This is a genomic window from Escherichia sp. MOD1-EC7003, from assembly GCF_002965065.1.
Lineage (GTDB): Bacteria > Pseudomonadota > Gammaproteobacteria > Enterobacterales > Enterobacteriaceae > Escherichia.
This window is the reverse complement of record NZ_PTRE01000090.1, coordinates 1-22,022: the sequence shown is the minus strand read 5'-3', so window position 1 is coordinate 22,022 and position 22,022 is coordinate 1. Positions and strand designations below refer to the sequence as shown.

The window sequence follows — 22,022 nt, the reverse complement described above, 5'->3', positions numbered from 1 at the left end:
TCAGGCCTACAAATCGCCCGCACGCCCTGTTCAAAAGCATCAACACTGCCGGGTAAACGCAATCCGGGCCGCGCCGTGCCTAACCCGGCTAACGCACCATTAACAATCTGCGGATTACATTGCAGATCAAACAGGTGGCTCATTTTCGCCAGACACTCAGCGGCAACGGGTTCTAAACCTGCACTTAAATTTATGCGCAGAGTATGGCTGGCTATATCCGGAATAGCCGTCACCACGCCGCGATATTCGCCCACCGCCAGACTACGGGCATAATAATTGTCCGCGACCGTTTCCACACCGCTCACCGCACGGGCGGCGAGAAATCCCAACATCCACGACCAGTCATACGGCGGCTGCCAGTTCAGGGTATACATCGCATCTCCTTGTTTATCCGCTTTCAGCATAAACGTTATTCAGACGCTGCGCTTTGCTTTCATATTCCGGTTGTCGCGGCGGCAACATTTCGCTAAAGTCACGCCCCTTCTTCACCGGCATGGGAATTATTTCGTGTTTATTGGTTTTGATTACGGTACAGCAAACTGTTCAGTGGCGGTCATGCGCGACGGTAAACCGCAATTACTGAAAATGGAAAACGACAGCACGCTGCTGCCTTCAATGCTTTGTGCGCCAACGCGTGAAGCGGTGAGCGAGTGGCTGTACCGCCATCATGATGTTCCGGCAGACGACGATGAAACCCAGGCGCTGTTACGTCGGGCGATTCGTTATAACCGCGAAGAAGATATTGATGTTACAGCGAAAAGCGTGCAGTTCGGTCTTTCCTCTCTGGCACAGTACATCGATGATCCGCAAGAAGTATGGTTTGTGAAATCCCCAAAATCGTTCCTCGGTGCCAGCGGCTTAAAACCGCAGCAAGTTGCGCTGTTTGAGGATCTGGTCTGCGCAATGATGTTGCACATTCGCCAGCAGGCGCAGGCGCAGCTGCCAGAAGCGATTACTCATGCGGTGATTGGTCGCCCGATCAACTTCCAGGGGCTGGGCGGCGATGAAGCAAACGCCCAGGCGCAAGGGATTCTGGAACGCGCGGCAAAGCGTGCCGGATTCAGGGATGTGGTATTCCAGTACGAGCCGGTCGCGGCAGGGCTGGATTACGAAGCCACCTTACAGGAAGAAAAACGGGTGCTGGTGGTGGATATCGGCGGTGGTACGACTGACTGTTCCTTGCTACTGATGGGGCCGCAGTGGCGTTCGCGTCTCGATCGTGAAGCCAGCCTGCTGGGTCACAGTGGTTGCCGTATTGGTGGTAACGATCTGGATATCGCACTGGCGTTTAAAAACCTGATGCCGTTACTGGGTATGGGGGGCGAAACAGAAAAAGGCATCGCCCTGCCGATTCTGCCGTGGTGGAATGCGGTTGCCATCAACGACGTTCCTGCGCAGAGTGATTTCTACAGTAGTGCCAATGGACGTCTACTTAACGATCTGGTGCGCGATGCCCGCGAACCAGAGAAAGTGGCTCTGTTGCAGAAAGTCTGGCGTCAACGGTTAAGTTATCGACTGGTCCGCAGCGCAGAAGAGAGCAAAATCGCCCTCTCAGGCACGGTGGAAACCTGTGCGTCGCTGCCGTTTATCCGCGACGAACTGGCCACGCTGATTAACCAGCAAGGCCTGGAAAGTGCGCTCAGCCAGCCACTGGCGCGGATTCTGGAACAGGTGCAACTGGCGCTGGATAACGCTCAGGAAAAACCGGACGTTATCTACCTGACCGGCGGTAGCGCCCGTTCCCCGCTGATTAAAAAAGCACTGGCAGAACAGCTGCCGGGTATTCCGATTGCCGGTGGCGATGACTTCGGATCGGTTACCGCCGGGCTGGCTCGCTGGGCAGAAGTCGTGTTTCGTTAATTGGAAAATAGCTCAACAACAGCTTAAATCAGCCTGCGCCTGGGCCAGTTTCTCCGCTGCCTGACGTAGCGGTTCCATCAACGGCATAGCCCGTGCAGATGCATGAAGATGGAATCGCTGCAACTCTGCCGCGCCCTCTGTCAATGCGGCTTCCAGTCGATGTCGTTTGGCGGCCATTTTCGCCGTTACTGCCTGTCTGTCTGCCAGCGTTACCGCTTCATTCGACCTGAACACAAAACGGCGTTCGCAACTCGCTTTCCAGTCGATAATCGCCTGAGTCAAATGGTCGCTAAACCCTTTCACTTGCTTAACGCCGCGTCGGGTAACATCTGCCGCGGTTTCAATACCAAAGGACCGTAACGCCGCTTTACGCGTAGGGCCAACGCCGGGAATAGAGGCAACATCAATAAAAAATCCTTCCAGAAACTTCTGCTTCTGCCGTTCCCTTGCGGTGTCATGAAGTGCTACCAGAGCGCGTTTCTCTTCTTCCGGTAACCCCAGAATTTCATCCTTCATTTTTTCGAGCATCATCCGTTTGGCGATAAAACCTTCCAGCCCCCCTACCTGTTGGATCTAGTTAACTAAATGGTCATAGTTCATTTTTGCGCTATTAAAAGCCTTGCGGCGACGCTGGATTTCCGCTTTATGGGCTCTACCTGTCAGGCTGCCAACAATCCAAATAACCGCCAGTACTGGAAGTAAAATAATAAAATGCGGCTCCTTCTGAAAACTGCAAAGCAATAGAGATAACACTGACAGCAAGATTTCTATCAGAATGATGTATTCACTCGGCAATAGCCCTACAGGAAGAGGCAAACCGGTGAGTTGGAAATGACCGGGCAAAGGCAGTTGTAGTGCTGGCGGTGGCACTGACGCCATCACCATCGCCCAGACTTTCGCCAGCACAAAATCCCCACCGGTGGTAATGACCTCTTCGCCGAGATCAATAAAATAGATAACACCTTGATTATCCAGCGCACACCACGGGCAGTCGGTTAAATGACCGGGGTAAACATGCATTGCCGAAACGGTACATTTCTTTAACTGTTGACGTAGAGAATCAAGTGCCGCTACCCACGCTTTTGCCGTCGGACGCGCGATTGCCACGCCATTTTCCGTAAACGCCTGCTGAAACATGGCTTCAACATCATCCGGTAACATCGATAGCGGAATAGATCGTGGCGGCGGTTTTAAGCCACGTAGCTGATTGTCTGGCGCGTAGGCATAACGGAAATGGGCAATATCCGTCTCCAGCGCATTACCCGCTTCAGAGATAAGCGGCACACCGGAATAAGGATGACGTCCACCAAACAAGACGTGAAAAATTAGCAACGCAAGGCCAAAATTATCGTGATTCGCGGTGCGTTCAAAGCCGACAAATGACGGCAGGGTTTGCAGCTCTGGCGGCGTAAAATGCGATACGCCGACTTCGCATAAATGCAGTGTGCCATTGGCGTTAATCTGAAAGGAGTCGCTATCGATCAGCACCACTTTACTGTCGCGACCTACCATAAAGCTGTTCTGGTTTACGTCACCCACAACATGCCCGTGCTCGTGAATCGTAGCAAAAGATGAAGCAATATTGCGCGCAACATAGAGTAGAAAATCCCACGCACAATGAGGGTAACGTTGACGACGATGTGCCGGGCTATAGATCATATGAATCGGTTCTTTACCTGAAACCTTCGGCATCATAAAACCGATAACCTTTCCACCTCGTCCACCGTGAAGCGTTGCCTGCGGCCAGGCGACATAATTCAGCAACTGCACGTCAGCTGTCGCAGCCATAAAGGCAAGTTTGTCCTGTTTTAAGGCAGGTGGCGGCGTGTGGTAAATCTTGGCGACGCTATCGACAAACTCCTCGATTTCATAAACCGCACCTTCACCGCCTTTGCCCAGTTCACGGCCTGGCGTAACGCACTCACCAGTAGCAGTATATAAAGTGGGTTTCATGGTAACCACATAGCCAGTGCCAGAGTTTTATCATCATCGGTACGCTCATTTACCGCCGGGCTGGACAAAAACTGTTTTAACAATTCAGGTAATAAATCGAGTTGTTCCTGCGTTGCTGACGCCAGTCCATTGAAAAACGGGGTAAAGAAAGGCACATGCGGAGAATTATCCAGCATATTTAACGCCAGGCGCTGAATACCATCCGTAAATGCTGCAACTTTATGCGCACACTCAGTGCCGGTGTAAGTTTCCAGTCTGGAAACGGCATCTTCATCGGTAATGAAGTGCGTCATATTGGCATATTCACCCACCATCGGCGTGACAGGCAATTGCAGACCGTGACCAAAATCCACCACCACGCCACCATCGCCAATCTGCATAATCAAGGTGCCTTTAGGCGATGAAATCAGTCCCAGAAATGTGCAGGCAAAATCGCGAACCGCTAATTCTTTGGCTTCTGCCTCGGCAAAAAGTCGCTGACGTATGGTCAGTACAATATCCGTTGCGAGGACATCATTGAGTCCAAATTCACCGTTCTGCACTTTTTGCGACACATAAGCCATCGCTTCATTGACGGCGAGCATCGCACCTTCACCTCCCTGCGAGACACTGCCTGCGCCATCAGCGACAAATAGCGACAATAATGGCTGCTGGTCATTTAGCCAGGCAACCTGCATCTGGCAGGCATCCTGACAAGGCAAATCAGCGCTGATGTGCGACGTTCCAACAGCGGATGCATAAACCAGGCGCCAGGTCACACTGACGTCCAGCCTTTTGGCGCTTCCAGCACAACTTCCGTTCCCGGCGTGGAGCGAGAAACCGAACGTAGCGAACTCGATAACCAGCTAAACAGTTCGCGGAATTGTAATCCCTGCAGTGGCAAAGGCTGACGGACGCTGATTTGTGCCAGAGTCTTCATATCAGCCCCCTGGACACCGATGGAAAAGAAGGCAAACTTCTTATCCTCTTCCCCCGCAAACACTTTACTGGCGGCGGCCTGCCAGTCATCGGTTGGCGCACCATCAGTGATCAGGAAAATCCACGGGCGATAATACGAAATACCATTTGCGCGGTACTCACGTTTCCGCTCTTCAACCATATTCAGGGCTTCGGTAATGGCGGCGCCTATTGGTGTATCACCCTGGGCAAACAGGATGGGCGGGAAAAAGTTAGCGGCGCTGGTAAATGGTTGTTCCACATGCACCGGGCCGAACGTCACAATGCCAAGCTCCACTCTTTTTAAGGCCAGCGGATCGGCAAGCAGTTCATCGCGAAAGGTAAGCAATCCGGCGTTAAGTTCATTAATAGGTCTGCCGCTCATCGAGCCAGAAACATCCAGTAGCAAAATGCAGGGGCAGCGTGGTTCTGGATTACTGGCAAAATCGCTGGTGGCAAACGTGATTTGTTCGCTCATAAGAAATCCCTTCTTAGAGAATTATTGAGGTCCGCTATCATATCGATTGCAATAATGAAATAAGAGCAAACGAAGACATTTTCAGAATTAAGCCCGGCGGCGAAGATAATTTTGCTATTCGCCTCGCAAGAATGGGGATCCGTCGATTGACAGTAAGGGCAGAGTGACATATTTTCAGGAGTGAGGGTTGAGCGGGGTTTCCCCCGCCCTGGTAGTCTTAGTAAGCCGGGAAGCTAATGACTAAGAGCACCACGATGATGAGTATCTTCATCATGACCCTTTCCTTATTTAAGGCCCCTTCCTCGGGAGGGGTTTTCCCGTTTCAGCGTCCCGCTGAAATCGTCGGCCTACCTCCTTTCGCCCTGTATGCAGTCTATCGCTAACGCGTAGATAAAATAGTTTCCTGTGTTATTACTGGATGCGTGCTCGCAAATGTGCCCGTCATTCAGACGATTCCCGACAGTGTTTCATAATTCCTCCATTTTTCTCCCTTATTGGCTGGCTACACTAGTAACATTGCGCGAAACGTTCAGGAAGAGAAACTCTTAACGATGAAAGGCAGTTATAAATCCCGTTGGGTAATCGTAAGCGTGGTGGTTATCGCCGCCATCGCCGCACTCTGGTTCTGGCAAGGCCGCAGTGAATCCCAGAGTGTAGCGCCAGATGCGACGAAACAAGCACAGCAACCACCCGCGGGTGGTCGTCGTGGTATGCGTTCCGGCCCATTAGCCCCAGTACAGGCGGCGACCGCCGTAGAACAGGCAGTGCCACGTTATCTCACCGGACTGGGCACTATTACCGCGGCTAACACCGTTACGGTGCGTAGCCGTGTGGATGGTCAGTTGATGGCGTTGCATTTCCAGGAAGGCCAGCAGGTCAAAGCAGGCGATTTACTGGCCGAAATTGACCCCAGCCAGTTCAACGTTGCATTAGCACAAGCCCAGGGGCAACTGGCAAAAGATAAAGCGACGCTTGCCAATGCCCGCCGTGACCTGGCGCGCTATCAACAACTGGCAAAAACCAATCTCGTTTCCCGCCAGGAACTGGACGCTCAACAGGCGCTGGTCAGTGAAACCGAAGGCACCGTTAAGGTCGATGAAGCGAGCGTAGCCAGCGCACAGTTGCAACTCGACTGGAGCCGTATTACCGCGCCAGTCGATGGTCGCGTTGGTCTCAAGCAGGTTGATGTTGGTAACCAAATCTCCAGTGGCGATACCACCGGGATTGTGGTGATCACCCAGACGCATCCTATCGATTTGCTCTTTACCCTGCCAGAAAGCGATATTGCTACCGTAGTGCAGGCGCAAAAAGCCGGAAAACGGCTGATCGTTGAAGCCTGGGATCGCACCAACTCGAAGAAGTTAAGTGAAGGCTCGCTGTTAAGTCTCGACAACCAAATCGATGCCACTACCGGTACGATTAAAGTGAAAGCACGCTTTAATAATCAGGATGATGCGCTGTTTCCCAATCAGTTTGTTAACGCGCGTATGTTAGTCGACACCGAACAAAATGCCGTGGTGATCCCCACCGCCGCGCTGCAAATGGGCAACGAAGGCCATTTTGTCTGGGTACTGAATAGCGAAAACAAAGTCAGCAAACATCTGGTGACACCGGGCATTCAGGACAGCCAGAAAGTGGTGATCCGCGCAGGTATTTCTGCGGGCGATCGCGTAGTGACGGACGGCATTGATCGCCTGACCGAAGGCGCGAAAGTGGAAGTGCTGGAAGCCCAGAGCACCACCGCACCAGAAGAGAAAGCCACCAGCCGCGAATACGCGAAAAAAGGAGCTCGCTCCTGATGCAGGTGTTACCCCCGAGCAGCACAGGCGGCCCGTCGCGCCTGTTTATTATGCGTCCTGTCGCCACCACGCTGCTGATGGTGGCTATCTTACTCGCCGGGATTATCGGTTATCGCGCCCTGCCGGTTTCAGCGCTACCGGAAGTGGACTACCCGACCATTCAGGTAGTCACCCTCTACCCTGGCGCCAGTCCGGATGTCATGACCTCTGCGGTTACCGCGCCGCTTGAACGCCAGTTTGGGCAGATGTCCGGCCTGAAACAGATGTCATCGCAGAGTTCCGGTGGCGCGTCAGTTATCACCTTACAGTTCCAGCTAACATTGCCGCTGGATGTCGCCGAGCAGGAGGTGCAGGCCGCGATTAACGCCGCCACTAACCTGTTACCAGGCGATCTGCCTAACCCGCCGGTTTACAGCAAAGTGAACCCGGCAGATCCACCGATCATGACGCTCGCTGTCACCTCAACCGCCATGCCAATGACCCAGGTAGAAGATATGGTGGAAACCCGCGTCGCGCAGAAAATCTCGCAGATTTCCGGTGTCGGGTTGGTGACGCTTTCCGGCGGTCAGCGTCCGGCTGTCCGCGTCAAACTTAACGCTCAGGCGATTGCCGCCCTCGGCCTGACCAGCGAAACCGTGCGCACCGCCATTACCGGCGCGAACGTTAACTCGGCTAAAGGTAGCCTTGATGGCCCTTCTCGCGCGGTCACGCTTTCCGCGAATGACCAGATGCAATCTGCGCAAGAATATCGCCAGTTGATTATCGCCTACCAGAACGGCGCGCCGATTCGTCTTGGCGATGTCGCAACCGTAGAGCAAGGGGCTGAAAACAGCTGGCTCGGCGCGTGGGCGAATAAAGAACAGGCCATTGTAATGAATGTTCAGCGCCAGCCTGGTGCTAACATTATCTCCACCGCCGACAACATCCGGCAGATGCTGCCACAGCTCACCGAGAGTTTGCCGAAATCGGTCAAAGTGACGGTGCTTTCTGATCGCACCACCAACATCCGCGCATCGGTCAACGATACCCAGTTTGAGCTGATGATGGCTATCGCGCTGGTAGTCATGATTATCTACCTGTTTTTGCGCAATATTCCGGCGACCATCATTCCCGGTGTCGCGGTGCCGCTGTCGTTAATCGGCACCTTCGCGGTCATGGTGTTTCTCGATTTTTCAATCAATAACCTGACGCTGATGGCGTTAACTATCGCCACCGGATTCGTGGTCGATGACGCCATCGTGGTGATCGAAAATATTTCCCGCTATATCGAAAAAGGCGAAAAACCGCTGGCGGCGGCGCTCAAAGGCGCAGGTGAAATCGGCTTTACCATTATCTCACTGACTTTCTCACTGATTGCAGTACTGATCCCGCTGCTGTTTATGGGCGATATCGTCGGGCGACTGTTCCGCGAATTTGCTATTACCCTGGCGGTAGCGATTTTGATCTCAGCGGTGGTGTCGCTGACCCTGACCCCGATGATGTGCGCACGGATGCTCAGCCAGGAGTCGCTGCGTAAACAGAACCGCTTCTCCCGTGCCTCGGAGAAAATGTTCGACAGGATAATCGCCGCCTATGGTCGCGGACTGGTGAAGGTGCTGAATCATCCGTGGCTGACCTTAAGCGTGGCTCTCAGCACGCTGCTGCTTAGCGTTCTATTGTGGGTGTTCATTCCGAAAGGTTTCTTCCCGGTACAGGACAACGGCATTATTCAGGGCACCTTGCAGGCACCGCAATCCAGCTCCTTTGCCAATATGGCCCAGCGGCAACGTCAGGTCGCGGATGTGATTTTGCAGGACCCGGCGGTGCAAAGCCTGACCTCATTTGTTGGCGTTGACGGTACGAACCCGTCGCTGAACAGTGCGCGTTTACAAATCAACCTCAAACCACTGGATGAACGTGATGACCGGGTGCAAAAAGTCATCGCCCGTTTGCAAACAGCGGTGGATAAAGTGCCGGGTGTCGAACTCTTCCTGCAACCAACGCAGGATCTGACCATTGATACTCAGGTCAGCCGCACCCAGTACCAGTTTACCTTGCAGGCCACCTCACTGGATGCGCTCAATACCTGGGTGCCACAGTTGATGGAAAAACTCCAACAGCTGCCACAGCTTTCTGATGTCTCCAGCGACTGGCAGGACAAAGGGTTGGTGGCGTATGTCAATGTGGACCGAGACAGCGCCAGCCGTCTGGGGATCAGCATGGCAGACGTCGATAACGCCCTGTACAACGCGTTTGGTCAGCGGCTGATTTCCACTATTTATACCCAGGCCAACCAGTACCGCGTGGTGCTGGAACACAACACCGAAAATACCCCAGGGCTTACGGCGCTGGAGACTATTCGCCTGACCAGCAGCGACGGCGGCGTGGTGCCATTAAGCGCGATTGCCAAAATTGAGCAGCGTTTTGCGCCGCTCTCCATCAACCATCTGGATCAGTTCCCGGTAACGACCATCTCCTTTAACGTGCCGGATAACTATTCGCTGGGCGATGCGGTGCAGGCGATTATGGACACTGAGAAGACGCTGAATCTACCGGTAGATATCACCACGCAGTTCCAGGGTAGTACCCTCGCCTTCCTGTCGGCGCTGAGCAGCACTGTCTGGCTGATTGTCGCGGCAGTGGTGGCGATGTACATCGTGCTCGGCATTCTGTACGAAAGCTTTATTCATCCGATCACCATTCTATCTACGTTGCCAACGGCAGGGGTCGGCGCATTGCTGGCGTTACTGATTGCCGGTAGCGAACTGGATGTGATCGCCATTATCGGCATTATTTTGCTGATTGGGATCGTAAAGAAGAACGCCATCATGATGATCGACTTCGCGCTGGCTGCCGAGCGCGAACAAGGCATGTCGCCGCGCGATGCCATCTATCAGGCCTGTTTGCTGCGTTTTCGTCCGATCCTGATGACCACTCTGGCGGCACTGCTCGGCGCGCTGCCGCTGATGTTGAGTACTGGCGTCGGCGCAGAACTACGTCGTCCGTTAGGCATTGGTATGGTCGGTGGTCTGGTTGTCAGCCAGGTACTGACGCTGTTCACCACGCCGGTGATTTATCTGCTGTTCGACCGTCTGGCACTGTGGACTAAAAGCCGCTTTGCCCGTCATGAAGAGGAGGCGTAAGTGAAGTTTTTTGCCCTCTTCATTTACCGCCCGGTGGCAACAATTTTACTGTCGGTCGCCATTACCCTGTGCGGCATACTGGGCTTCCGTATGCTGCCGGTCGCCCCGCTGCCGCAGGTCGATTTTCCGGTGATAATGGTCAGCGCCTCGCTGCCCGGTGCAGCGCCAGAGACAATGGCATCTTCCGTTGCCACACCGCTGGAGCGCTCGCTTGGGCGCATTGCCGGAGTCAGTGAAATGACTTCCAGCAGTTCGCTCGGCAGCACGCGCATTATTTTGCAGTTTGATTTTGACCGGGATATCAACGGCGCGGCGCGTGATGTGCAGGCGGCGATCAACGCCGCGCAAAGTTTGCTACCCAGCGGAATGCCCAGCCGTCCGACCTATCGCAAAGCGAACCCGTCGGATGCGCCAATTATGATCCTCACGCTGACGTCCGATACTTATTCGCAAGGTGAACTGTACGATTTTGCCTCGACGCAGCTGGCTCCAACGATTTCGCAAATCGACGGTGTTGGTGATGTCGATGTCGGCGGCAGTTCGCTGCCTGCGGTGCGCGTCGGGCTGAATCCACTGGCGCTGTTTAATCAGGGCGTGTCGCTGGACGATGTACGCACCGCCATCAACAATGCCAACGTACGTAAACCGCAAGGGGCGCTGGAAGATGGCACTCACCGCTGGCAGATCCAAACTAACGATGAACTGAAAACCGCCGCTGAATATCAGCCGCTGATTATTCATTACAACAACGGCGGCGCGGTTCGTCTGGGCGATGTGGCGACGGTGACCGACTCTGTACAAGATGTACGCAACGCCGGGATGACCAACGCCAAACCGGCTATTTTGTTGATGATCCGCAAGCTGCCGGAAGCCAATATTATCCAGACGGTAGACAGTATCCGGGCAAAATTACCGGAGTTGCAGGAGACCATTCCGGCGGCGATTGATCTGCAAATTGCCCAGGATCGCTCCCCTACCATTCGCGCCTCGCTGGAAGAAGTCGAACAAACGCTGATTATCTCGGTGGCGCTGGTGATTCTGGTGGTCTTTTTATTCCTGCGCTCGGGTCGCGCCACGATTATTCCTGCCGTTGCGGTGCCCGTTTCGCTGATTGGTACATTTGCGGCGATGTACCTGTGCGGTTTCAGTCTCAATAACCTGTCGCTGATGGCTCTCACTATCGCCACAGGTTTTGTGGTAGATGACGCCATCGTGGTGCTGGAAAATATTGCCCGTCATCTGGAGGCGGGAATGAAACCACTACAGGCCGCGCTGCAAGGTACTCGCGAAGTCGGCTTTACAGTGCTGTCGATGAGTCTGTCACTGGTGGCTGTGTTCCTGCCGCTGCTGTTGATGGGTGGATTGCCGGGCCGCCTGTTACGTGAGTTTGCCGTGACGCTTTCTGTCGCCATTGGTATTTCGTTGCTGGTTTCCCTGACGCTAACGCCGATGATGTGCGGCTGGATGCTGAAAGCCAGCAAGCCGCGTGAGCAAAAGCGGCTGCGCGGTTTTGGCCGGATGTTGGTTGCACTACAACAAGGCTACGGTAAGTCGCTGAAATGGGTACTCAATCATACCCGACTGGTGGGCATGGTGCTGCTTGGCACCATCGCGCTGAATATCTGGCTGTATATTTCGATTCCGAAAACCTTCTTCCCGGAGCAGGACACCGGTGTGTTGATGGGCGGGATACAGGCAGATCAGAGTATTTCATTTCAGGCGATGCGCGGTAAGTTGCAGGATTTCATGAAAATTATCCGTGACGATCCGGCAGTGGATAATGTCACCGGTTTTACCGGCGGTTCGCGGGTGAACAGCGGGATGATGTTTATCACCCTCAAGCCACGCGACGAACGCAGCGAAACGGCGCAGCAAATTATCGACCGTCTGCGTGTGAAGCTGGCGAAAGAGCCAGGGGCGAATCTGTTCCTGATGGCGGTGCAGGATATTCGCGTTGGTGGGCGTCAGTCGAATGCCAGTTACCAGTATACGTTGCTATCCGACGACCTGGCAGCACTGCGCGAATGGGAGCCGAAAATCCGCAAAAAACTGGCAACGTTACCGGAACTGGCAGACGTAAACTCCGACCAACAGGATAATGGCGCGGAGATGAATCTGGTTTACGATCGCGACACCATGGCACGTCTGGGAATCGACGTGCAGGCCGCCAACAGCCTGCTGAACAATGCCTTCGGTCAGCGGCAAATCTCGACCATTTACCAGCCGATGAACCAGTACAAAGTGGTGATGGAAGTGGATCCTCGCTATACCCAGGACATCAGTGCGCTGGAAAAAATGTTCGTCATTAATAACGAAGGCAAAGCGATCCCACTGTCGTATTTCGCTAAATGGCAACCGGCGAATGCCCCGTTGTCGGTGAATCATCAGGGATTGTCAGCGGCCTCGACCATCTCGTTCAACTTGCCGACCGGAAAATCGCTCTCGGACGCCAGTGCGGCAATCGACCGCGCAATGACCCAGCTTGGCGTGCCTTCGACGGTGCGCGGCAGTTTTGCCGGAACAGCGCAGGTGTTCCAGGAGACGATGAACTCGCAGGTGATCCTGATTATCGCAGCCATCGCCACGGTGTATATCGTGCTGGGTATCCTTTACGAGAGTTATGTGCATCCGTTGACCATTCTCTCCACCCTGCCCTCGGCGGGCGTTGGGGCGTTACTGGCGCTGGAACTGTTCAATGCCCCGTTCAGCCTAATCGCCCTGATTGGGATTATGCTATTAATCGGCATCGTAAAGAAAAACGCCATTATGATGGTCGATTTTGCGCTTGAAGCTCAACGACACGGTAATCTGACGCCGCAGGAGGCTATTTTCCAGGCCTGTCTGCTGCGTTTTCGCCCGATTATGATGACCACCCTGGCGGCGCTGTTTGGCGCGCTGCCGCTGGTATTGTCGGGCGGTGACGGCTCGGAACTGCGGCAACCCCTGGGGATTACTATTGTCGGCGGTCTGGTTATGAGTCAGCTCCTGACGCTGTATACCACGCCGGTGGTGTATCTCTTTTTCGACCGTCTGCGGCTGCGTTTTTCGCGTAAACCTAAACAAATGGTAACCGTGTAAATGACAGCTCTTCCCGACAGCACCCGCTGGCAATTGTGGATTGTGGCTTTCGGCTTCTTTATGCAGTCGCTGGACACCACCATCGTTAACACCGCCCTTCCCTCAATGGCGCAAAGCCTCGGGGAAAGTCCGTTGCATATGCACATGGTCATTGTCTCTTATGTGCTGACTGTGGCGGTGATGCTGCCCGCCAGCGGCTGGCTGGCAGACAAAGTCGGCGTACGCAATATTTTCTTTACCGCCATTGTACTGTTTACTCTCGGGTCACTGTTTTGCGCGCTTTCCGGCACGCTGAACGAACTGTTGCTGGCACGAGCGTTACAGGGCGTTGGCGGCGCGATGATGGTGCCGGTCGGCAGGTTGACGGTGATGAAAATTGTTCCTCGCGAACAATATATGGCGGCGATGACCTTTGTCACGCTGCCCGGTCAGGTCGGCCCGCTGCTTGGTCCGGCGCTCGGCGGTCTGCTGGTAGAGTACGCATCCTGGCATTGGATCTTTTTGATCAACATTCCGGTGGGGATTATCGGTGCGATCGCCACGCTGATGTTGATGCCGAACTACACCATGCAGACGCGGCGCTTTGATCTCTCTGGTTTTCTGTTGCTGGCAGTTGGCATGGCGGTATTAACGCTGGCGCTGGATGGCAGTAAAGGCACGGAACTTTCACCGCTGGCGATTGCCGGACTGGTCGCTGTTGGCGTGGTGGCGCTGGTGCTTTATCTGCTGCACGCCAGAAATAACAACCGCGCTCTTTTCAGTCTGAAACTGTTCCGCACTCGTACCTTTTCGCTGGGCCTTGCGGGGAGCTTTGCCGGACGTATCGGCAGTGGCATGTTGCCCTTTATGACACCGGTTTTCTTACAGATCGGCCTCGGTTTCTCGCCGTTTCATGCCGGACTGATGATGATCCCGATGGTGCTCGGCAGCATGGGAATGAAGCGGATTGTGGTGCAGGTGGTGAATCGCTTTGGTTATCGTCGGGTACTGGTGGCGACCACGCTGGGTCTGTCGCTGGTCACCCTACTGTTTATGACTACCGCGCTGCTGGGCTGGTACTACGTTTTGCCATTCGTCCTGTTTGTACAAGGAATGGTCAACTCGACGCGTTTCTCCTCCATGAACACCCTGACACTGAAAGATCTGCCGGACAATCTGGCGAGCAGCGGCAACAGTCTGTTGTCGATGATTATGCAATTGTCGATGAGTATTGGCGTGACTATCGCCGGACTGTTGCTGGGGCTTTTTGGTTCGCAGCATGTCAGCGCCGACAGCGGCACCACACAAACCGTCTTTATGTACACCTGGCTTAGCATGGCGTTTATCATCGCCCTTCCGGCGTTCATCTTTGCCAGAGTGCCGAACGATACGCATCAAAATGTAGCTATTTCGCGGCGAAAAAGGAGCGCGCAATGAAGTTCTGGCGACCCGGTATTACCGGCAAACTGTTTCTGGCGATTTTCGCCACCTGCATTATCTTATTGATCACGATGCACTGGGCGGTACGTATCAGTTTTGAGCGCGGCTTTATCGATTACATTAAGCATGGTAATGAACAGCGGCTGCAAATGCTCGGTGATGCACTTGGCGAACAATACGCCCAACACGGTAACTGGCGTTTTCTGCGCAATAATGATCGCTTTGTCTTTCAGATACTGCGTTCATTTGAACACGATAATTCGGAAGATAAACCCGTTCCGGGTATGCCGCCACACGGCTGGCGCACCCAGTTTTGGGTGGTCGATCAAAACAACAAAGTGCTGGTTGGCCCACGCTCTCCCATTCCACCGGACGGTACACGACGGCCCATTCTGGTCAATGGTGTTGAAGTTGGCGCAGTGATTGCCTCACCTGTTGAACGGTTAACCCGCAATACCGATATCAATTTTGATAAACAACAGCGGCAAACCAGCTGGCTGATTGTGGCTTTATCTACCTTATTGGCGGCGCTGGCAACATTCCCACTGGCTCGCGGTTTGCTGGCTCCGGTAAAACGACTGGTCGATGGCACACACAAACTGGCGGCGGGCGATTTCACTACCCGCGTGACGCCTACCAGTGAAGATGAACTGGGCAAGCTGGCGCAAGACTTCAACCAGCTCGCCAGCACGCTGGAGAAAAACCAGCAGATGCGCCGCGATTTTATGGCCGATATTTCTCACGAACTGCGTACGCCATTAGCGGTGCTGCGCGGTGAACTGGAGGCCATTCAGGATGGCGTGCGTAAATTCACGCCGGAGACGGTGGCGTCTTTACAGGCAGAGGTCGGTACACTGACGAAACTGGTTGACGATCTCCATCAGTTGTCGATGTCTGATGAAGGCGCTCTCGCCTATCAAAAAGCACCGGTAGATTTGATCCCACTGCTGGAAATGGCGGGCGGCGCATTTCGCAAACGATTCGCCAGCCGTGGCCTGAAACTGCAATTTTCCCTGCCAGACAGTATTACCGTATTTGGCGATCGCGACCGTTTAATGCAGTTATTCAATAATTTACTGGAAAACAGCCTGCGCTATACCGACAGCGGCGGCAGCCTGCAAATCTCGGCTGAGCAGCGCGACAAAACGGTGCGCCTGACCTTTGCCGACAGTGCGCCAGGCGTCAGTGACGATCAGCTACAAAAATTGTTTGAACGTTTTTATCGCACCGAAGGTTCCCGCAACCGTGCCAGCGGCGGTTCCGGGCTGGGGCTGGCGATTTGCCTGAACATTGTTGAGGCACATAATGGCTGCATTGTTGCCACTCATTCGCCTTTTGGCGGGGTAAGCATTACAGTAGAGTTACCGCTGGAACGGGATTTACAGAGAGAAGTATGACCGAGTTACCAATCGACGAAAACACGCCACGTATTTTGATCGTGGAAGATGAACCGAAGCTGGGGCAGTTGCTCATCGACTACCTGCGTGCCGCAAGCTACGCGCCAACGCTAATCAGTCACGGCGATCAGGTACTGTCGTATGTACGCCAGACGCCTCCGGATCTGATCTTGTTGGATCTGATGCTCCCAGGCACCGATGGCCTGACGCTGTGCCGGGAGATCCGTCGTTTTTCTGACATACCAATCGTGATGGTGACGGCAAAAATCGAAGAGATCGACCGTCTGCTCGGGCTGGAGATTGGCGCCGATGATTATATCTGCAAGCCGTACAGCCCGCGGGAAGTCGTGGCACGCGTAAAAACCATTTTGCGCCGTTGCAAACCGCAGCGCGAGTTACAGCAACAGGATGCCGAAAGTCCGTTAATTATCGACGAAGGTCGTTTTCAGGCTTCCTGGCGCGGTAAAATGCTTGACCTGACACCTGCGGAATTTCGTCTGCTGAAAACGCTCTCTCATGAACCAGGAAAAGTATTCTCCCGCGAGCAATTGCTCAATCATCTTTATGACGACTACCGTGTGGTGACCGACCGCACCATCGACAGCCACATTAAAAACCTGCGCCGCAAGCTGGAATCTCTCGACGAAGAGCAGTCATTTATCCGTGCCGTTTACGGTGTCGGTTACCGCTGGGAAGCCGACGCCTGCCGCATCGCTTAACATTTATCGCTACGCCGGGCGCAGGTGTGTTGCGTCCGGCTTTATTTCCGATTTTCACAGCGTTACTATCCCAGCTGGAATTATTTACTTTAAATGGATTTAGCATGCGATTACCCTTTGTCATATCTTTGATTTTGCTACTGTCGGCTAATGCCTGTGCTGAAATAACTGACGAGCAAATTCACGCTGACTGTGCAAAAATCGACAACTATGCAAGTCAGGGGCAAGCACTGTATAAAGCGAAAAACTACCCTGCGGCACGCAAATACTTTGAACAGCAAGCTGCATGGAGTGAAGACTGTAAAGCCGATGATGAGAAAGCGATCGCCACGGCTTATAACAATGTCGCGCTGACCTAGATGCGCGAGAATCAATGGCGCAAAGCCCGTGCCTGGCTCATGCTTAAACCGCAAGATCCCAAATCCATCTACAATTTGCAGCTTATCAAAGATAAGCTCGCGGCTTTGCCCGCTGATTTTTCAGCAACCAGTGAATACTGGGGCTACGCGGGCAAAGCGACATGGAGTACGTTCACCTTTAAACCTGCGCGGTTAACAGGCACGATGCAGGTAGATTATCAGGGTTATTACTTTGGCATGATGGGTATTTACGTTGGACCAAATATCGGTGAATTTTCTGAATCTGTAACGCTTAAAAATGGCACAGGCGTAATCGCGTTGCGTGATGATGCCGACGATATGATTCACTGCAATATTGCTCTTAAACTTACGACCGAAACGCTTGATGTAAGCACCGATACGCCAAACGACTGTGGCTTCGGGGCCAACGTTAGTGCAGACGGCCCTTACCTTCGTGTCGATTGAGAAGACCAGGATGATTACGATTAAAAAATTAATTTCCTTTTTCTGGCGCAAAAACAACAACCCGACATTAACACCAAAACAGCCAGCGGATGAGGTCGTGCAACAACTCCAGGCAATGATAGTCGAGCCAGGCAATTATTTAGCGCATGATTGTGATATCCATGATACCCAGGTCCTTTGTCAGCTTACCCATCACCATAATGGATATATACGAGAAAAGGCCGTGCAATGTCTGGGACACAAAGAGGATATTGCGGCTATAGAAGAACTATTACTTGCTGCCAATGACTGGGCAAAAGAAGTACATATCGCTGCTTCTTCCGCGTTACTTCATTTAATGAAGGATAAGAATGCAGCTGCATTTGCCGTTAACCTTCCCTTGATACGTAACCTTCTCCAATGCCAGCGTTACGCTCATCGTGCCTTTGTAGACGAGATCCTGAGCTTCTTACTGAAAGAAAATAACCGCCCGCAATTAATGCGCTGGCTTACTTTCCCTGATAAAAACCTCTCCCGCTCAGTATTACAAACGCTGATTGAATATGGCTATTTTAATGATGAATCTTCGCTGCTTTTAATACTCAAGCAGCCCGACGAAGGTTTACGAATGCTGGCGGTCATCCACTGGCTCGCCAACAATTACCGTTAAGCGAAGCGGTATTAACTCGTCTGTTAAAAGACCGCTGGCCGCATATTCGACAAGCAACATTGTTTAGCCTTACTGACCGAGCTATAGAAATTCCTCCAGCGTTGAACAGCGCATTACTGCTGGATAACAATATGTTGATCCGTCTACGCGCTAAAAACATGCTGCAAAAAGTCATGGATGTTGCACAATTCTGGCGTCATGTTGTCACCTCGACTGAATATACTCCCTCACAGCGCCGGGCTGCTTTATATGGGCTGGACTCCATTCATGATGCCAATATTTTAAAACTGGCAGAATGGGGATTATCACAGGATGTATTCCCACTGCGTTTAGCCGCTATGCACATTCTTGCGAAAGCCAATCCTGATGGTGGTGTCAAAGGGATTATTCTGACCACACTGGCTAACCCGGACGCCTCCGGGCTTCGATTTATGGTTAACGTATGTGTATGGTGTCGCGTTCCGCTCACGTTCGAGGAAATACGTCAGTTGCTGGAAAACGCGCCGTCAGTTAAACATGCTTGCGCATATTGTCGGCTGTATCATAGTTTGAACAAATGGGACGGTTTAATTCTTCTGCTGCAATCGCAACACAAGCTAACTGAAGAATTTGCAGGTAAACAGCTCGCAGTATGGCAACGCAATTTCAATCTTTCGGGCATTCAACCGAATGCTCCCCAGCGTCAGCAACTTCAGGCGCTTTTTACCCGCAATCCGGAACTTCACAACAGATTATGGGGTTACATACCTTTTAAATAGCATCACTGCTTGCGGACGGATAAATCTTTATCACGCCCCACAATCACCAATCTGATCCACCACCGTCAGATACCAGTCACGGTCATAACCGTAAAGTTGACTTAAATAAAATACCAGTCCATCGCTACCCCCTTCTGGCGCAGCGACCACACGCACGGCCCCGTACTCCATTCGACGCGCTGCGGCAATCTGCGCATCAGAAATAGTGTTTCGCGGTGAACCAAACATCTGCGTGAAGACCAAATTACGGCTGACTTTATGGTGTGTATCGCTGCTGCTAATAAAATATCCGTGCTTATTCCAGCCACGTTCACAGTCAAATTCCGGGATAGTTTTCTTATCAAACTCTTCATCTCGCGGAATATGTTCCCCTGCCGAAGGCCACAGCAAATACTCGGGAACAGGCGTTTTAAAATCAATTGACTTAAAATTTTCGACATCCATCGAAGCGCCACGCTGGAAGAGAACATACAACCCCGTTTTTTTATCAATTAACGAGTTGATTAATTGAGCATCTTCTTGCTGAAAGCCGATAATCACCTTGCGAGCAGTCTCCTCCAGCGAAAGACCGGCAGTAGCGGGCAGAGAAAACAGAACCAACAGAGCCAGCGTGAATCCCTTCTTTAACATCCACATGTTTTAACTCCTTAACATTCACGGTCGTAAATATACTCAATTCTGATGTCAATTGTACGCCAGGCATCGAAAAGCTCATCACAATTACACTGGAGCCACCCCCGCCGATTGCGCTACAATGCCCGCCCTTAAAGTGGGGGAACTCCCCTGGCCGCTTCATCAGGTGAAGCGGATCTGACCTGTCATCAGAACGAGAGAATTATGTTTAAACCGGAACTCCTTTCCCCGGCGGGAACGCTGAAAAATATGCGTTACGCTTTCGCCTATGGCGCAGATGCAGTTTATGCAGGCCAGCCGCGTTACTCCCTGCGCGTGCGCAACAATGAATTCAACCACGAAAATCTCCAGCTCGGCATCAATGAAGCCCACGCGCTGGGGAAAAAGTTTTATGTCGTGGTCAACATTGCTCCGCACAACGCCAAGCTGAAAACCTTTATCCGTGACCTGAAACCGGTGGTGGAAATGGGGCCGGATGCGCTGATTATGTCCGATCCAGGGTTGATAATGCTGGTGCGTGAGCACTTCCCCGAAATGCCGATCCACCTCTCGGTACAGGCTAACGCTGTGAACTGGGCGACGGTTAAATTCTGGCAGCAAATGGGCCTGACCCGCGTGATCCTCTCTCGCGAGCTGTCGCTGGAAGAGATTGAAGAGATCCGTAATCAGGTGCCGGATATGGAGATCGAGATCTTCGTTCACGGCGCGCTGTGCATGGCCTACTCTGGTCGCTGCCTGCTCTCTGGTTATATCAACAAGCGCGACCCGAACCAGGGCACCTGCACCAATGCCTGCCGCTGGGAGTACAACGTTCAGGAAGGGAAAGAAGATGACGTCGGCAACATCGTACACAAGTACGAGCCGATTCCAGTGCAAAATGTTGAGCCGACGCTGGGTATCGGCGCGCCAACCGACAAAGTGTTTATGATTGAAGAAGCCCAACGTCCGGGCGAGTATATGACCGCGTTTGAAGATGAGCACGGCACTTACATCATGAACTCGAAAGATCTGCGTGCCATCGCCCATGTAGAACGCCTGACCAAAATGGGCGTGCACTCGCTGAAAATCGAAGGCCGCACCAAATCTTTCTACTATTGCGCACGCACTGCGCAGGTTTATCGTAAAGCTATTGATGACGCAGCTGCGGGAAAACCGTTCGATACCAGCCTGCTGGAAACTCTGGAAGGTCTGGCGCATCGTGGTTACACCGAAGGATTCCTGCGTCGTCATACTCACGACGATTATCAGAACTACGAATACGGTTATTCAGTTTCTGACCGCCAGCAGTTTGTTGGTGAGTTTACCGGTGAGCGCAAGGGTGACCTCGCGGCGGTAGCGGTGAAAAATAAATTCTCCGTTGGCGACAGCCTTGAGCTGATGACGCCGCAAGGCAACATTAACTTTACCCTTGCGCATATGGAAAACGCCAAAGGTGAAGCAATGCCAGTCGCACCTGGCGATGGTTATACTGTGTGGATCCCAGTACCGCAGGATCTCGAACTGGATTACGCGCTGCTGATGCGTAATTTCTCCGGTGAAACCACGCGTAACCCGCACGCTAAATGATTAATTTCGATTATTTTTCGCGGATGGAAAATTCTTAGAAACCGATCACATACAGCTGCATTTATTAAGGTTATCATCCGTTTCGCTGAAAAACATAACCCATAAAATGCGAGCTGTACCAGGAACCACCTCCTTGGCCTGTGTAATCTCCCTTACACGGGCTTATTTTTTTGCGACTCACTCAATGAAACAGAAGGATTTATCCCTGGTAGCCATCTTCCATTGACCACATCGATAGATTCCCCCTTCATAGCACAATACCTTTCACTTAACGGCATCGTGTTCGCACGGGTTTCGCTACGCACAGCCAGAGTGTGCATGTTTAATGCTTACAAAAAAATGAACCGAAAGCATTGGAATATTTTGACATCATTTTCTGATGGCTGCATAAAATAAAAATTCCGCTTTAGTTTCATCTATCTGTTTGTCATTATTACTCACATTTAATAATGGTGTTGAAGAAATTAATGAATGTTTTTCTTATGTCTGGTTGTGCAGTGAATAATGATGAGACAAGTATCGGTAAATTTTATCCGTGGCTACCGTTAACATTCACTGCCCCCATTGCAAGCCCTACTGGTAACCACTGAATCCCCCATACTCGAACTGATTTTTTATCCTCCGACTTTCATCCTGTTCTGACGCCACCTTTTCTTTTCTGCTCTACACTATCTACAGACCAATCTGTCAGCGCCAATGATATAAGACAGTAATTCACCATTTGGATTGTCCGCTCCACCCAACATGTTGTTTCCTTAAGGTTCCTACACCACAAAGGGAACACTCATGCTGAGCAGAGAGGATTTTTACATGATAAAGCAAATGCGCCAG

The 22,022-nt window shown here is 52.4% G+C and carries 14 protein-coding genes and 4 pseudogenes; 12 read left to right on the top strand and 6 right to left on the bottom strand.

Annotated elements, in window-relative coordinates:
* Positions 1–11 precede the first annotated feature (11 nt).
* A pseudogene (locus A7090_RS16255) lies at positions 12–374 on the bottom strand (AlkA N-terminal domain-containing protein); the annotation flags it as partial.
* Between the two features lie 133 nt (positions 375–507).
* Here A7090_RS16255 and yegD point away from each other — a divergent pair.
* Positions 508–1,860 carry a molecular chaperone gene (yegD, locus tag A7090_RS16245; RefSeq protein ID WP_105274800.1) on the top strand — a complete coding sequence of 451 codons (1,353 nt, stop codon included), beginning with the start codon at positions 508–510 and terminating at the stop codon, positions 1,858–1,860.
* 12 nt (positions 1,861–1,872) lie between these two features.
* Here yegD and A7090_RS16235 read toward each other — a convergent pair.
* From A7090_RS16235 to A7090_RS16220, 4 genes and pseudogenes are all read right to left on the bottom strand, one after another.
* A pseudogene (locus A7090_RS16235) lies at positions 1,873–3,813 on the bottom strand (helix-hairpin-helix domain-containing protein).
* Complete coding sequence (locus A7090_RS16230) at positions 3,810–4,571, bottom strand: PP2C family serine/threonine-protein phosphatase (protein ID WP_105274798.1); 762 nt, start codon at positions 4,569–4,571, stop codon at positions 3,810–3,812. Before A7090_RS16230 ends, A7090_RS16235 begins: the two are co-directional and overlap by 4 nt.
* Complete coding sequence (locus A7090_RS16225) at positions 4,568–5,227, bottom strand: vWA domain-containing protein (RefSeq protein WP_105274797.1); 660 nt, start codon at positions 5,225–5,227, stop codon at positions 4,568–4,570. Before A7090_RS16225 ends, A7090_RS16230 begins: the two co-directional genes overlap by 4 nt.
* A 217-nt stretch (positions 5,228–5,444) precedes the next feature.
* On the bottom strand, positions 5,445–5,501 hold the full coding sequence (locus A7090_RS16220) for a type I toxin-antitoxin system Ibs family toxin (protein ID WP_100792650.1): 57 nt from the start codon (positions 5,499–5,501) through the stop codon (positions 5,445–5,447).
* Between the two features lie 277 nt (positions 5,502–5,778).
* On the opposite strand from A7090_RS16220, the gene mdtA reads away from it, so the two are divergent.
* From mdtA to A7090_RS26650, 9 genes and pseudogenes are all read left to right on the top strand, one after another.
* Positions 5,779–7,026: a multidrug efflux RND transporter subunit MdtA gene (mdtA, locus tag A7090_RS16215; protein WP_105274796.1), complete on the top strand. Its 1,248-nt coding sequence runs from the start codon at positions 5,779–5,781 to the stop codon at positions 7,024–7,026.
* Entirely contained in the window at positions 7,026–10,148 is a 3,123-nt protein-coding gene (mdtB, locus tag A7090_RS16210; protein WP_105274795.1) for a multidrug efflux RND transporter permease subunit MdtB, read from the top strand. Before mdtA ends, mdtB begins: the two co-directional genes overlap by 1 nt.
* Complete coding sequence (gene mdtC / locus A7090_RS16205) at positions 10,149–13,226, top strand: multidrug efflux RND transporter permease subunit MdtC (protein ID WP_105274794.1); 3,078 nt, start codon at positions 10,149–10,151, stop codon at positions 13,224–13,226. It begins immediately after the preceding gene.
* Positions 13,227–14,642, top strand: coding sequence for an MFS transporter (mdtD, locus tag A7090_RS16200; protein ID WP_105274793.1), 1,416 nt, complete (start codon positions 13,227–13,229; stop codon positions 14,640–14,642). It abuts the gene before it with no gap.
* Positions 14,639–16,042 carry an envelope stress sensor histidine kinase BaeS gene (baeS, locus tag A7090_RS16195; RefSeq protein WP_105274792.1) on the top strand — a complete coding sequence of 468 codons (1,404 nt, stop codon included), beginning with the start codon at positions 14,639–14,641 and terminating at the stop codon, positions 16,040–16,042. Before mdtD ends, baeS begins: the two co-directional genes overlap by 4 nt.
* Entirely contained in the window at positions 16,039–16,761 is a 723-nt protein-coding gene (gene baeR / locus A7090_RS16190; protein WP_105274791.1) for an envelope stress response regulator BaeR, read from the top strand. The genes baeS and baeR overlap by 4 nt, the downstream gene beginning before the upstream one ends.
* A 104-nt stretch (positions 16,762–16,865) precedes the next feature.
* Positions 16,866–17,585: pseudogene (locus A7090_RS16185) on the top strand (tetratricopeptide repeat protein).
* A gap of 10 nt (positions 17,586–17,595) precedes the next feature.
* Positions 17,596–18,234: a HEAT repeat domain-containing protein gene (locus A7090_RS26655; protein ID WP_241957278.1), complete on the top strand. Its 639-nt coding sequence runs from the start codon at positions 17,596–17,598 to the stop codon at positions 18,232–18,234.
* Between the two features lie 131 nt (positions 18,235–18,365).
* On the top strand, positions 18,366–18,992 hold the full coding sequence (locus A7090_RS26650) for a hypothetical protein (RefSeq protein ID WP_241957277.1): 627 nt from the start codon (positions 18,366–18,368) through the stop codon (positions 18,990–18,992).
* A 30-nt stretch (positions 18,993–19,022) separates the two neighbouring features.
* Here A7090_RS26650 and A7090_RS16175 read toward each other — a convergent pair whose 3' ends face one another.
* Positions 19,023–19,628, bottom strand: a complete 606-nt coding sequence (locus A7090_RS16175; RefSeq protein ID WP_059219455.1) for a hypothetical protein — start codon at positions 19,626–19,628, stop codon at positions 19,023–19,025.
* 201 nt (positions 19,629–19,829) lie between these two features.
* On the opposite strand from A7090_RS16175, the gene trhP reads away from it, so the two are divergent.
* Entirely contained in the window at positions 19,830–21,191 is a 1,362-nt protein-coding gene (trhP, locus tag A7090_RS16170; protein WP_105274790.1) for a prephenate-dependent tRNA uridine(34) hydroxylase TrhP, read from the top strand.
* 455 nt (positions 21,192–21,646) lie between these two features.
* A pseudogene (locus A7090_RS27300) lies at positions 21,647–21,721 on the top strand (hypothetical protein); the annotation flags it as partial.
* Positions 21,722–22,022: the final 301 nt, after the last annotated feature.

Bases quoted from the DNA above. Each gene is read 5' to 3' on its own strand.
- A7090_RS16225 (WP_105274797.1), bottom strand. From the start codon at position 5,227: ATGAGCGAACAAATCACGTTTGCCACCAGCGATTTTGCCAGTAATCCA.
- mdtA (WP_105274796.1), top strand. From the start codon at position 5,779: ATGAAAGGCAGTTATAAATCCCGTTGGGTAATCGTAAGCGTGGTGGTT.
- mdtB (WP_105274795.1), top strand. From the start codon at position 7,026: ATGCAGGTGTTACCCCCGAGCAGCACAGGCGGCCCGTCGCGCCTGTTT.
- mdtD (WP_105274793.1), top strand. From the start codon at position 13,227: ATGACAGCTCTTCCCGACAGCACCCGCTGGCAATTGTGGATTGTGGCT.
- baeS (WP_105274792.1), top strand. From the start codon at position 14,639: ATGAAGTTCTGGCGACCCGGTATTACCGGCAAACTGTTTCTGGCGATT.
- baeR (WP_105274791.1), top strand. From the start codon at position 16,039: ATGACCGAGTTACCAATCGACGAAAACACGCCACGTATTTTGATCGTG.
- A7090_RS26655 (WP_241957278.1), top strand. From the start codon at position 17,596: ATGATTACGATTAAAAAATTAATTTCCTTTTTCTGGCGCAAAAACAAC.
- A7090_RS26650 (WP_241957277.1), top strand. From the start codon at position 18,366: ATGTTGATCCGTCTACGCGCTAAAAACATGCTGCAAAAAGTCATGGAT.
- A7090_RS16175 (WP_059219455.1), bottom strand. From the start codon at position 19,628: ATGTGGATGTTAAAGAAGGGATTCACGCTGGCTCTGTTGGTTCTGTTT.
- trhP (WP_105274790.1), top strand. From the start codon at position 19,830: ATGTTTAAACCGGAACTCCTTTCCCCGGCGGGAACGCTGAAAAATATG.